Raw genomic sequence first — 12,497 nt, forward strand, 5'->3', positions numbered from 1 at the left:
GACACGCGACACCGGAGCCCGATGTCAGCCGTCCGTACCAAGCACCAGCCCCGAGGTCGGAACCCCCGTTCCCGCGGTCACCAGGGCCCGCGCGGCGCCCGGCACCTGGTTCACGGCGGTTCCCCGGAGTTGCCGGACCGCCTCGGCTGTGCCGTTCATCCCGTGCAGATACGCCTCGCCGAGCTGGCCGCCGTGCGTGTTGACCGGCAGCGCCCCGGAGGCGATGAACTCCGCCCCCTCCCCCGGGCCGCAGAACCCGTACTCCTCCAGCTGCATCAGCACGAACGGCGTGAAGTGGTCGTAGAGGATCGCCACATCGACGTCGCCGGGCCCCAGGCCGCCGGTCCGCCACAGCTGGCGGGCGACCACCCCGGCCTCGGGCAGCCCGCTCAGATCGTCCCGGTAGAAGCTGGTCATCTGTTCCTGGGCGCGGCCGGCCCCCTGGGCGGCGGCGGTGATCACCACGGGCGGTTGCGGCAGGTCCCGGGCGCGCTCCACGGACGTCACCACGAGCGCCTGGCCGCCGTCGGTCTCCTGGCAGCAGTCGAGCAGGCGCAGCGGCTCGACGATCCAGCGGGACGCGGCGTGCTCGGCGTGGGTGATCGGCCGGCCGTGGAAGTGGGCGGCCGGATTCGTCGCCGCGTACCGGCGCCCGGCCACGGCGACCTCCCCGAAGACCTCGGGCGTGAGCCCGAACGTGTGGAGGTACCGCCGCGCGGCCATGGCGACCCAGGAGGCGGGGGTCAGCAGCCCGAACGGCAGCACCCAGCCGAGCGCGGCGCCCTCCGCCGTGGGGGCCCGGTGCTGCACGCCGGAGCCGAAGCGGCGCCCCGACCGCTCGTTGAACGCGCGGTAGCAGACGACGACCTCCGCCACCCCCGACGCCACCGCCAGCGCGGCCTGCTGCACGGTGGCACAGGCCGCCCCGCCGCCGTAGTGGACCCGGGAGAAGAAGGACAGCTCCCCGATGCCGGCCGCCTGGGCGACGGTGACCTCCGGGCTGGTGTCCATGGTGAACGTGACCAGCCCGTCCACATCACCCGGGGACAGCCCGGCGTCGTCCAGGGCCGCCCGCACGGCTTCGACCGTTAGGGTCAGCTCGCTGCGCCCCGAGTCCTTGGAGAACTCGGTCGCACCGATGCCGGCGATGGCGGCCCGGCCACCGAGGGCGTCACGGCTACGGAGGCTCACCGGGCACGCTCCGACGGGGCGGGCGGTTCGGGCCGGTTCCGCAGAGCCGGTGGTTGCTGCTGGGCACGCGGTTGCTGGTCCGGCAGCTGGTCCGGGAGTTGTTGCTGATCCGGCAGCTGGTCCGGGAGTTGTTGCTGGTCCGGGAGCTGGTCCGGCAGTTGTGGCTGCTCCGCCGGGGCGCCCCTCAGCCCCGACCGCGCCCCCTCCGCCAGGGGCTCGTCCGGCAGCTCGACGGTCACGGTGCCGGTGACATGGTGGCCGAGACCGTTGGCCCCGACGAGCCGGACCTCGGCGGTCCCGTCGTGCACGGCGGTGACGGTGCCGCTGAGCACCATCGTGTCCCCGGGGTAGTTGGGCGCCCCGAGCCGGATGGCGATCCTCCGCAGCCGCGCCCGCGGCCCGAAGTGGTCGGTGATGTACCGGCCGACCAGGCCGTTGGTGGTGAGGATGTTCATGAAGATGTCGGGCGAGCCCTTCGCCCGGGCCGCCTCGGCGTCGTGGTGGACGTCCTGGAAGTCGCGGGAGGCGATCGCCCCGGCGACGATCAGCGTCCGGGTGACCGGCACGGTCAGCGGCGGCAGTTCGTCACCGGCGCACGGGCCGGCGGTGGCACGGACGGTCACACGGACTCCTTCGTCGGCGGGGCGGCTACGGGGCCGGGGGCGGGGGCGGCGGGATGACGGGACGACGTGATGACGGGGCCGGGTCCTTGTTCCGGGGCCTGTTTCCGGGTGGTGGTGCCGGGTCCTTGCTTTGGCGCGGCGGCGGTGGTGCCAGGTGGTGGTGCCGGTAGCGGTGTCTCTCTCCGGAGCGGCGTCTCTCTTTCCCGAGCGGCGTCGTCGCGCGGCCCGGGGTCCGATCCCGCGCCGTCACCCTGCTCCGCGGCCGTCCCCCACCGCCCGGAACACGGGCAGGGTCAACTCCTCGTCCGCCTCCAGGAACTCCAGCTCGACCGGCATCCCGACGCGCACCTCGTCGTACGGCACCCCGGTGATGTTGCTGATCATCCGCACGCCCTCCGCCAGCTCCACCAGGGCGACCGCGTAGGGCCCCGCCCCGCCGGTCGCTCCACCGGCCGCCGTTCCGGTGGCCCCTCCGGGCTGCGCGGAGAAGGCGGGGAACGGCGGATGGTGCATCACGACGTACGAATAGACGCTCCCGGCGCCTGACGCCGCCACGGTGTCCCACTTCCCGGAGCCGCAGCCGTTGCAGCCGGGCAGCCAGGGGAAGCGCAGTGCCCCGCAGCCGGTGCAGCGCTGGACCAGCAGTTCGCGCCGGTCGACCCCGTCCCAGAACCCCTGGTTGTCCGCGTTGATCACCGGGCGGGGACGGCGGGCCGGGGGCGGCTTCGGGACGGGCGGCTTCCGGGCGGGGGCGTACTTGAGGACCCGGAACCGGTGGGTGCCCGCGAGCTCGCCCCCGGCGCGGATCTCCATCCGGGTGGTGATGAAGTGCCCGGTGCCCAGCTTGGTGGTCTTCCGCGGCGACACCGCTTCGATGACGGAGTCGTAGCCGATCAGATCCCCGGGACGGAGCGGACGCAGATACTCCTGCTCGCAGTCGGTGGCGACGATCGAGGTGAACCCGGCGTCGTCGAGCAGCGCGAACAGCTCGTCGAACACCGTGGAACGGCCCTGGTGCCCGGAGAGCCCCGCCATGGTCCACGCCTGGAGCATGGCCGGGGGCGCGACAGCCGGATAGGCGGCGCTGCTGTCGCCCATCGCCTCGCACCAGTGCCGGATCATCGGCTCGTTGACGGGATCCCGGCCCTCCCCGCCGACCGTCGCCGGGCGCCCCACGTAGGCCACGAGCCGCTGGTGGAGCTCGTCGTGCGTCGCGGCGGGCTCTCCATGCCCACCCGTGCCATCGGGGACCTCGGCGCCCTCGACGCCCTTGCCGTCACCGGCGCTCGGCTCGGTCACCGCCCACCCCTTCCCGGCCTCCGTACCCGAGAACGCATTTTTCTGACTGTCCGTCAGATAGTGGGGGGTGTCAAGGGCTGGGGATGAGCGGCACCGACGGCTGACGACGTCGGACGCTTGCGTTCCTACGCGTACGCCAACTGCCAGCTCCTCGCGCGCTCATCCAGGTCGGCGACTGCGCGTGCGCCGTTCCGGGACAGCGCCCGCACCTGCCGCCGCATCCCCGACACGGCGTCCACGGCCCGAGCCGAGCGCACCCCCTCCAGCAGGTCCAACGACTGCCCCCACGTGTGACAGGCCTGCTCGACGTGCCCCTGCGCCGCCTGCTGTTCGGCCTGCGCCGCGATCGTCAGCGCGTTGATCCGCTGCTGGGCGACGCTCCGGCCGCGCGCGGCTGCCGCGTAGTGGCGCTCGGCATTCGCGTGGTCGCCCAGCGCCTTCAGCGTCTTCGCGCTGTGCGAGGAGACGCATGCCCGTGCCGACCCCCACAGCGCCGCCCACCTCGGGAGCGCGGCCTCCTCACCACGCAGCACCAGGTCCTGCGCTTCCTTCGTCTGCGCGACGGCCTCGCGCCCACGCCCCGCGACCGCCAGAGCCCGGGCCCGGGTGACGGCGAACATGGCCTCGGTTGCCGGGTCGGCCTTCCCCTTCACCCGGGAAAGCGCCGCCTCGGCGAGGGCGAGCGTGTGCTCCGGCCGCCGGATGTCCATGCCGTTGTGCGCGAGAATCCGCAGGATGAACGCACTGTGCGGGTCGTCCCCGGCCTCGCGGGTGAGGCTGTACGCCTGCAGGTAGTAGCGCTGCGCGAGCCCGTGCTCGGAGGCGTCGTACGCCTTCCACCCGCACAGGTACGCCACCTCGGCCGCCGCGGACAGCATGGCCGACCGGTCCCGGTCGCTCGCGAACTCCGCGCGGCACAGGGCGGCGACATCGCTCGTGAGGTACTGCACGACGGCGGACCGGCCGTGTTGTCCGCCGTGCCGCTCGTCAATGGCGGTGTACAGGCTGGTCATGTCCCGCACCGCCTCGATCTCGGCCCACCCGGCGCGACGGCGTCCGGCACGGGCGCGCTCCTGGTACTCGATCGCCTGCTCGGCACCGAGGGGCAGCCCGGCGGCGGCAACGGAGTAGACGGCGGAGGTGAGGAGTTTGCGGCGTCGGATGTCTGCCTCCCCGAGTCGGCACAGCATGTCCACTGGATCGGGCCCGAGACGTAACCCAAGATGCGCTACCCGGACCGAGGAGATGACTAACCCCGCCCCACCTCCCACCGGTCCGGATCCGCAAGAACCGCCCCTGCGCAAAACCCCGCCGTACTGATCAATCCATCAGTGATGACCACCGGGGAGCGAATCCAGTACTACCGCGGCCGTGCCCGCAGCGGCGTGGGGCTTTCACAGTCGGCGCTCGCCGGGCTTGTCGGCCGTTCCGAGGACTGGATGAGCAAGGTCGAGCGCAATGTCATCCAGATCGACAGCCTGTCCATGCTCATCCGGATCGCCCGCGAACTCGGCCTCGACAACGTCGCCGACCTCGTCGGCCCGGCGATCGACCTGAGCCTCGTGGGCGGCCCCGAGCACCCGTCGGTGCCACGCATTCGGGGCGCACTCAACATGCCGCCGTCGCTGCTCGGAGTCGGACTGCCCGGGGACGCCCTCACTGCGCAGCAGCTGAGCGAGCGCGTCGCCGAGGCGTGGGGCGTCTACGAGACTCAGACCGAGCGGTACGCACCCGTCGGTGCCGCCCTCCCCGGGCTGCTCGCCGAGGCTTATGCAACCCTGCGCCAGGTACGCGGCGAGGAGGAGATCGCCGCTACGCACGCACTGGTGTCGCTGCTCCACCTCCATCAGGTGTTCCTGCGGCGGGTCGGCGAACGAAAGCTGTCGCTGCGGGCGGCGGACCGAGCGATGCAGATCGCCGATGAGACCGGCGATCCCGCGCTGATCGCCGCAGCAGCGTGGAACGTCTGCGGCATCCTGACGAGCTCGGGCGAAGTCGCCGACTCGCTCGAGCTCGCGTGGCAGACCATCGCCCATTGCCGACCGGACCGGGAAGCCACTCCCCAGCACCTCAGCGCATACGGGGCTCTGCATCTCATCGGCGTGATCGCCGCCGTACGGGACAGCAAGGCACCGACCGCATGGGAACTGCTCACCAAGGCGAGGACCGTCGCCGAGCGCTTGGGAGCCGACCGGAACGACTTTCACACCTCATTCGGCCCGACGAACGTGAGCATGCACGGGGTGCACCTCGCCGCCGAAGAGGGCGACGCGCAAGAGGCGTTGCGGCTGGCCGACGATGTCGAGGTGCCGGAGCCCGGCGGGGTGCTGCCGCTCGAACGGACGACCCGGTACCTCGTCGAGGTGATGCACGCGCACCGACTGACGGGCGACGACTTCGGCACGCTGTTCATGCTGCGACAGATCAAGGAGGCGAGCCCGGAGGAGATCCGGTACTTCCCGCTCGTACGGGAGGCGGTGCAGGGGCTGCTCAAACGGTCCCGGCCACAGATGCGGCGCGAGGTACACGCGATCGCCGAGCATGTCGGAGTGCTCGCGTAGAGCGCAACCCACAACCCGGAACCGGAAGCGACCCGGAAGACCATTCCGGGTCGCATCCCCGTTGCGCTTCTACCGTCTGTGACATGACGGTTACCCAGCAGCGACGGCGAAGGGCGACGCGCATGACCGCGAACCCTTCGCAAGGCGTACGGATCGATCGGGCGACGAACGGCGGCTTACGGCGCACTGAGGCCGGGCGGATCGCCTTACCGCTCTCGGTCGGCAACAACGGACACCTCATCGGCGAAGGCGACCTCGTCATGACACATGACGAGGCGGTCGCGCTGCACGGCGAACTCGGTCGGCTGCTCGCCGGCTCCCTCACTCCGGCCACCGACGCGGAGGTGAGCGAAGCATGAGTGACCTCGAACCGTTGCCGCAACGCACACCGAAGCGCACCCTCCCGGACCGGCTCCGCCGCGCGAGCCTCGCCGACGCCGCCGGTGGATTCGACGGATTGTCCGAGCTCGGCTGGCTCCGACTCACCGGCGGGGGACGCGACGCTGCCGCTCTCGCATGGGATCGAGGAATGCTCGCCCGCGTTCCCGTGGGGTACGCATGGGACGTCGTTCGGTTCTCCCGGCACGAGGGGATCCAGGTCCTCCGGCAGCTGCGCACCCTCGGGATCACGATCGGGCCGGTTCTCCAGCAGCGGAGCCACATCAAGGTGTTCGTGCCGACAGGCTCGGTCGACGACTGGGACCTACCGGGCGCATTCGTCCTCCGGCACGCCGACCACGTCGACGTCCCGCACCCCGCGGTCGTCTCCCCGCACTCGTGCGACGGCTGCTCTTGGATCACTCCGCCACGGAACGATCTCGCGCTGACGGACGGCGCGGATCTGTACGGCGCGTTCGCCGCCGTACGGGCAACCAGTACGTATGAGGGGCGTTGAACGGTGACGACCACCGAGGGAGTACCGCCGAACCAGACGACTGCCCGGCCTGCCATTGACCAGGAGACCATCCAGGCGGTGATCGACCGCGCCCTGCGGACCGGCACCGGCCGACTCGTCATGGACGAGCTGACCGAGATGGAGGAACTGCTCCGCGGACACATCGGCCTGCTGCTCCCCGATGCCGAGGCCGCCGCCGACCGGCTCTGGCACGGCAGCCTCACGTGGTACCAGTGCCGGGCCCGGCTCGACGGCATCCGGCGCCAGTTGAAGCAAGACCTCGGCGACCGCCCCCTGGCCGCGCACATCCAGGTGACCCAGCTCGCCCGCGACTGCCAGTGGCTGCTCGTCCACCACCGGCACCGGGAGGGGTCATGACCGAGCGGCCGTGCAACTGGCACCAGGGCCGCACCGATCGGCCCACCCTCATCGCCCTGATCGAAACCGGCAGCGGCCCCGGCGCCATCCTCTACGCCTGTCCCGACTGCATGCACATCTACCGGCTCCGGCCCCTGGACCCGGCCACGAGCGGCGGCCCCGTGTACCAGCGGCGGCGCACCTGAACAGGGCCCGTCGGCGGCCGGCCCCCCTCAACCGCCGGCGGGCCCGTGGCCCCGAGCGGAGCCGAAAAAGAGGCTGCACGACGACTTCGGGGTGTCGTCGTGCAGCCTCTCGCCCGCTCCCCGCACGGCTGCTGGGAGGCAGCCGATCACCTCGGCCGGGTCATGCGGGACGGTTCATGCGGGTCGGTTCATGCGGGTCGGTTCATCGCTGCCGGTCACGTCATCCGGGAGAAGCGGTCAGCCGGGCACGTCATCCGGGAGAAGCGGTCACTTCATCTGGGAGAAGTTGACCGTCGCGCCGGTCTGGGACTGGGTGACCGTGGCCGGGCCGGGGCCGACCACGCCCGCGGAGTTGTTCTGGTTCGACGCCCCGGCGCCGGTGGACACCTGCTGGGTCGTGGTGGAGTTGCCGCTGTTGGTGCCCGCCACACCGCTTTCGGCCATGCCGGCGGTGCCGGCGTTCGATCCGTTGCCCGCACCCGGGCCGTCGTCGGCCTGCGCCCCGCCGGTGAACAGCACGGCGGCAAGGGGCAGCGAGGCGACCGCGGCGAGAGTGCGTGCGGTACGGATGCTCGGCATGGAGGTCCTCCAGAAGGGAAGTACAGGGTGCTGTGAGGCGGTTGGCCGGTGCCTCGGGTACGACGTCGCGGAGGCAAAGGTGCCCCTCCGGCCCCCGCCGAATCGCCTCGCCGCTCCGATTCGCCCGCAGGCGTGAGGAGTTCCCGGCAAACCTCTCCCGCACCACCCGAACCGGTGGCCCCAGGACGCTACTTCGGGAAGCGGAATCCGTCGACGGTCCGGTCGAAGACCGGGCGGTACTTGCTCCAGTACTCCGCCGGGGCGCTGAGGAAGATCACGTACCGGGTGCCGTCGGGGCCGTTGAAGGCCAGCTCCACGGCCCGGAACTTCCGGACCTTGCCGGTGAAGGTGAACTCCCAGTAGCCGGCCCGCTGCCCCCGGAAGGTCGTCGCGTTCATCTGCACCCGCTGGTAGTCCGGGTTGTCGCGGCGCGTCTGCTCCTCCTCGACGTTCCGCCAGTGCTTCAACGGATCGGTCCCGGCGAACCGGTTCGCCTCGATACGGAGCCCCACCAGGCGGGAGGGGTCGACATGGGCGATCTCGCCGTTGCTGGTGGCGGTCCGCTTCCAGTCGTCCGGCACCGGCACGGACGCGCCGTTGCCCAGCTCGCGGAGCCGGAAGCCGTCGGGCACCGGCGAGGGGGCGGCCTGCGGGGAGCCGCTGGAGCTGCTGGAAGTGCTGGAGCTGCTGTTGGTGGCCGGCGGGGCATCCGTGTCCCCGGAGTTGTTCACCAGCAGAGCGCCGCCGGCGCCCGCCGCCGCGAGGACGACGACGGCCAGGGACAGCAGCGCCGCCCGCCGGCCGCGCCGCCGTGGGGCCCCACGGGACGGGGCCGTGGCGTCCGGTGCCGCGGATATCTGCGCTGTCGGCGCCGGGGGAGTCGGCTGATCCGCGACCGGCGTCCCGGAATCCGGTGCCGCGGGGGCCACGGTCTCCGCCGCCGGCACCGGGTGCGTCCCGGCCGGGGTCGCGGAGGCCGGCGGTTCCTGGGCACCGGCCGCGGTTCGGGGGGCCGCGCTCCCCGACGCCACCTGCGACAGAAGCTCCTCGACCCGCCCGGCGTCCAGGCGCTCCCCGGCCTCCTTCGCCAGCAGCCCGTCGATCACCGAGGACAGTTCGCCGGCCTCGCGCGGCGGTTCGAACTCCTCGAACGCGATGGCGTGAGCGGTCGCGAAGGCCGACTCCCGTCGGAACGGAGGGCGGCCCTCCACCGCGTGGTACAGCGTCGCCCCCAGCGCCCACAGGTCGGAGGCCGGACTCGCCGGCTTGCTCCTGAGGCGCTCGGGTGCCACGTAGTCCATCGACCCGACGAACTCGCCGGTCGCCGTCAGGGCGGGTGTCCCGGAGGACACCGCGATCCCGAAGTCGGTGAGGACGGTCCGCCCGTCGTAACCGAGCAGCACATTGGCGGGCTTCACGTCCCGGTGCAGCACGCCCACGTCGTGGGCCGCCCGCAGCGCGGCGGCCACGGCGGAGCCGATCCGGGCGGCCTCACCGACGGGCAGCCGGCCGCGCTCCTTGATCGCACCGCCCAGGGTGACCGAGGGGACGTACTCCATGACGATGCACGGCTGGCCGTCGTCGTCGACGACATCGTGGACCACGACCACGTTGGGATGCGTGATCTGTGCCGCGCTGCGGGCCTCGCGGCGCATGCGCTCCTGCAGCACCCGGATCTCGCGGTCGTCGAAGTGTGCGGGAACGATGAGCTTCTTGACGGCGACGTCCCGGCCGAGCAGCACGTCCTCGGCCCGCCACACCGTCCCCATGCCGCCCCGGCCGACGCACTCGGTCAACTGGTACCGGCCGACGAGGAGCGCCCCCGGATCGGACACCTCGGACCCCCTTCTCGCACGGCCGCCGGAAAACGCGGCGCGGCCACGATAGCCCCTGAAAGCGGAGCGTCCGGATCCGCGTCCGGCCCGCGGGGACCGCCATGACGTTCGGCACCGGGAGGGCTACGGCCCGTACCTGACACGGCCCGCACCGGGCCCGCGCCCGTGGACCATCCGCCGGGCAACCGACGCCCGGCGGGAGGGGAGAAGCCGCCGGAATCCCCCACGGCCTCGCACGGCCTCGCACGGCCTCGCACGCTTCCACGAACATAAGCTACCTGCACGTAACCGGACGAGTGCATTCCGTAAGTTTTTCGACTCTGGTCATGCACGTTCGGGCATTGCCGATCGCTATAGAGGTGGAGAGCACACGTGGTGCCCTCTGGAGTGCCGGGGCGGGGGCCGTCACTCCGACCGACCACCGATAGGACCCGAACGTCGTGAACCTTCAACTCGCTGGTGACCTCGTCATGGTTGCGCTGGCGGCCCGCGTATTCGGTGCCGACGTACACCGCCTGCTGCGCCGCGCCGCCGCAGCCGGGGTACGCCTGGGTGTCTCCGAGTTGGCCCGGACCCACGGGCGCGACCGGCGGAGGGGAGACCGATGAACCGGACCTCCCGCCCGAACGACGTGACTCTCCTGCCCGGCGGGCTGCCCGCCGACTTCCGCGCCTTCCACCAGCTCATGCGGCCCGCCTACGTCCGGTGGGCGGAACTGCACCTCGACAACAACCGGCACGACGCCGAAGAGGCCGCCGACCACGCCTTCGAGCAACTGCTGCTCTCCTGGCCGGACGTTCTGGCCCAGGAGAACCCGGCCGGCTACGCCTGGGTCGTCCTGAAGAACCGCACCCTGGACCTCGCCCGCGCCCGCAACCGACGGGCGACCGTCATGGACACCGCCGCCTTCGAGACCACGGCCCTGTGCAGGGCCGTCGATCCGATAGGCGAACTCGAGGAGAGCCTGTCGATATACCAGGCCATCCGGAAACTTCCCGAACGACAGCACGACGTCATCGTTCTTCGCTACTGCCTGGACCACACCACCGCCGAGACCGCGGACATCCTCGGCATCACCGAGCCCGGTGTGCGCTCCACCGCCCGCTACGCCAAACGTCGGCTCATGGAGACGCTCGGCCTGAACAGGAAGGGAAGCGCCAATGATCTCACCCGTTGAACGCGCCCTGGCCAAAGCCCGTCTGCAGCCGCGCCCCTATACGGAAGCGGAACTGGAAGCCGCCGAGATCCGGATCGCGGTGCGGGCCGTCGACCGGATGCTGAACGGAGCCCTCTCCTTCGACGACGAGATGCGGCACGCCCGGGACGAGACCGGCCCGCCCCGCCCGTCGGCACCCTCCCGCCCGCTGCCCCGCTGGGAACAGCAGCTCCGCGCCGAAGCCGCCCGCGACCTCAAGAACCTGTGCCGTGCGGTCGTGGAACAGGAAGGCGCGCTGCACCAGATGTCGACGTTCCTCTCGCTGCGCATCCTCGAACCGGACGGCGCACGCGTGCTGGGCTGTGTCCTGCAACTCGCCACCCGGGAGGACAGCGCCCGCTTCTGGTGGCAGTTCGCCGCGGGCGCCGGGGACACCGCCGCCACCTACTGCCTCTACCTCCACCACATGTCGCTCGGGGAGACCTGGGAGGCGGACTGGTGGTTCACCCAGGCCTCCCCGGAGGATGCGGCGCGCGACGACAACGGGCCCCGCGATACCCCGGACCTGGCCCTGAGCCTGCGCCTGCTGGGGCTCCTCGCCGCCGACCGGGTCCACATGAGCGCCGCGACCAGCGCGGTCATCGACTACGTCCCCGGAGCGGTCGAGTTCGTCGACGAGGTCGACCTGCCCCTCCCCGAGCCCGACTTCGCCCGGCACATCGAGGAGCTGACGGCCACCACCTGAACCGGCGGACCGACGGCCCGCCGACAGGGACGGTGGAACAGCACGGAACGGGTGCCTCCCCCACCCGGGAGGCACCCGTTCAGCACACCCCTGCGACCGTTGGCGCCCCGGCGGCCTTCGACGGCGCCCCGGCGGTGTCCGACGCGGCCCGGACGAACGCGCGGATGCGCTCCGTGGTGTTCCCGCGGGCCACACCAGCCCCCGCTCGATCGGCGGTGCGTCGTGCAGGAGAACGTAGGCGACGTCCGGCCGCGGGTAGTAGTGCCGGGCGTGCTCCCCGACCGGAAGCACACCCCTGCCCAGCGCGACCAGCGTGAGCATTTCGGAGAACGACCCGCCGGTCGGCCCCTTCGGAACCGGCCTGCCCGACGGGGTGCGGTCCGGGGTGCGATCCCGCTTGAACGCCGCCGAGGCCGCCTCGGGGTACTGCACCACCGGATGGTCCGCGAGGACGTCGAGGGAGACCGACTCCTCGGCGGCGAGCGGATGCCCGGCCGCGACGGCGAGCACCCGTCTCTCGGTCAGCAGGGCCGGCCCGCAGGCCATGCCGTCGAACGGATACGAGGCGATGAGGACGTCCACCGAGCCGTCGAGCAGGCTCGCACGGGAGGTGGTCAGCTGCACCTCCCGGATGTCGACCCTGCAGTCGGGGTGCCGCTCGCCGAACAGCGCGGCCGCCTTCCGGAGCAGCGGAGCCGCCCCCTCGCCGAGGAAGGCGACCCGCAGCTCCCCCGTGACACCGCGGCCGGCGTCGGCGGCCCGCCGGAGCGCCTCGTCCATCCCGGCGACCAGCGGCGCGAGGTCGTCGGCGAGCTGTCGGCCGATCGCCGTGAGCCGGACCGTTCTGCTGGTCCGCTCGAAGAGCAGGGCGCCGACCCGCCGTTCCAGCCTCTTGATCACCTGACTGACCCGCCCGGTCGTGACGCACAGGCGTTCGGCGGTCCGGCCGAAGTGCAGCTCCTCGGCAAGCGTCAGGAACGCCTCGGCCTCCACCCGTTCCAGCATGATCCCCCCATCATTGAAATGTACTCAACGACCGTATTCCGAACC

The 12,497-nt window shown here is 71.9% G+C and carries 12 protein-coding genes and 2 pseudogenes; 7 read left to right on the forward strand and 7 right to left on the reverse strand.

The features are described 5' to 3' along the window. Positions 1–24: 24 nt before the first annotated feature. The 4 genes and pseudogenes from AC3EQ1_RS00430 to AC3EQ1_RS00445 all read right to left on the reverse strand — a co-directional run bounded on the left by AC3EQ1_RS00430 (position 25) and on the right by AC3EQ1_RS00445 (position 4,384). Positions 25–1,191 (reverse strand): lipid-transfer protein, encoded by a 1,167-nt coding sequence (locus AC3EQ1_RS00430; RefSeq protein ID WP_432092203.1) that lies wholly within the window; start codon positions 1,189–1,191, stop codon positions 25–27. Positions 1,192–1,409: 218 nt separating this feature from the next. Next, positions 1,410–1,814, reverse strand: a pseudogene (locus AC3EQ1_RS00435) (MaoC/PaaZ C-terminal domain-containing protein); the annotation flags it as partial. Between the two features lie 246 nt (positions 1,815–2,060). Next, positions 2,061–3,113 (reverse strand): Zn-ribbon domain-containing OB-fold protein, encoded by a 1,053-nt coding sequence (locus AC3EQ1_RS00440; protein WP_432092204.1) that lies wholly within the window; start codon positions 3,111–3,113, stop codon positions 2,061–2,063. A gap of 125 nt (positions 3,114–3,238) precedes the next feature. Further along, complete coding sequence (locus AC3EQ1_RS00445; RefSeq protein WP_488187134.1) at positions 3,239–4,384, reverse strand: NsdA family TPR-like regulatory protein; 1,146 nt, start codon at positions 4,382–4,384, stop codon at positions 3,239–3,241. A gap of 63 nt (positions 4,385–4,447) precedes the next feature. Here AC3EQ1_RS00445 and AC3EQ1_RS00450 point away from each other — a divergent pair, with 63 nt between their 5' ends. The 5 genes from AC3EQ1_RS00450 to AC3EQ1_RS00470 all read left to right on the forward strand — a co-directional run bounded on the left by AC3EQ1_RS00450 (position 4,448) and on the right by AC3EQ1_RS00470 (position 7,132). Then, positions 4,448–5,674: a helix-turn-helix domain-containing protein gene (locus tag AC3EQ1_RS00450; RefSeq protein WP_432092206.1), complete on the forward strand. Its 1,227-nt coding sequence runs from the start codon at positions 4,448–4,450 to the stop codon at positions 5,672–5,674. A gap of 83 nt (positions 5,675–5,757) precedes the next feature. Then, positions 5,758–6,033, forward strand: a complete 276-nt coding sequence (locus AC3EQ1_RS00455) for a hypothetical protein (RefSeq protein WP_432092207.1) — start codon at positions 5,758–5,760, stop codon at positions 6,031–6,033. Further along, the gene (locus AC3EQ1_RS00460; RefSeq protein WP_432092208.1) at positions 6,030–6,569 is read left to right on the forward strand and encodes a hypothetical protein; all 540 of its coding nucleotides are present in this window, start codon (positions 6,030–6,032) and stop codon (positions 6,567–6,569) included. The genes AC3EQ1_RS00455 and AC3EQ1_RS00460 overlap by 4 nt, the downstream gene beginning before the upstream one ends. A 3-nt stretch (positions 6,570–6,572) precedes the next feature. Next, complete coding sequence (locus AC3EQ1_RS00465) at positions 6,573–6,947, forward strand: DUF6415 family natural product biosynthesis protein (protein WP_432092209.1); 375 nt, start codon at positions 6,573–6,575, stop codon at positions 6,945–6,947. Next, a complete protein-coding gene (locus AC3EQ1_RS00470; RefSeq protein WP_432092210.1) occupies positions 6,944–7,132 on the forward strand; it encodes a hypothetical protein in 189 nt (62 codons plus the stop codon). Before AC3EQ1_RS00465 ends, AC3EQ1_RS00470 begins: the two co-directional genes overlap by 4 nt. A 267-nt stretch (positions 7,133–7,399) precedes the next feature. Here the strand turns inward: AC3EQ1_RS00470 and AC3EQ1_RS00475 are convergent, their stop codons facing one another. Then, positions 7,400–7,711, reverse strand: coding sequence for a hypothetical protein (locus AC3EQ1_RS00475; protein ID WP_432092211.1), 312 nt, complete (start codon positions 7,709–7,711; stop codon positions 7,400–7,402). Positions 7,712–7,899: 188 nt separating this feature from the next. Continuing rightward, the gene (locus AC3EQ1_RS00480) at positions 7,900–9,546 is read right to left on the reverse strand and encodes a serine/threonine-protein kinase (RefSeq protein WP_432092212.1); all 1,647 of its coding nucleotides are present in this window, start codon (positions 9,544–9,546) and stop codon (positions 7,900–7,902) included. 604 nt (positions 9,547–10,150) lie between these two features. Between AC3EQ1_RS00480 and AC3EQ1_RS00485 the strand changes: the two genes are divergently transcribed. Continuing rightward, positions 10,151–10,723 (forward strand): RNA polymerase sigma factor, encoded by a 573-nt coding sequence (locus AC3EQ1_RS00485; RefSeq protein WP_351515761.1) that lies wholly within the window; start codon positions 10,151–10,153, stop codon positions 10,721–10,723. After that, positions 10,707–11,447, forward strand: coding sequence for a hypothetical protein (locus AC3EQ1_RS00490; protein ID WP_432092213.1), 741 nt, complete (start codon positions 10,707–10,709; stop codon positions 11,445–11,447). The genes AC3EQ1_RS00485 and AC3EQ1_RS00490 overlap by 17 nt, the downstream gene beginning before the upstream one ends. 216 nt (positions 11,448–11,663) lie before the next feature. Here AC3EQ1_RS00490 and AC3EQ1_RS00495 read toward each other — a convergent pair. After that, a pseudogene (locus AC3EQ1_RS00495) lies at positions 11,664–12,452 on the reverse strand (LysR family transcriptional regulator); the annotation flags it as partial. Between the last annotated feature and the right edge of the window lie 45 nt (positions 12,453–12,497).

It is taken from the genome of Streptomyces sp. bgisy100, assembly GCF_057709105.1.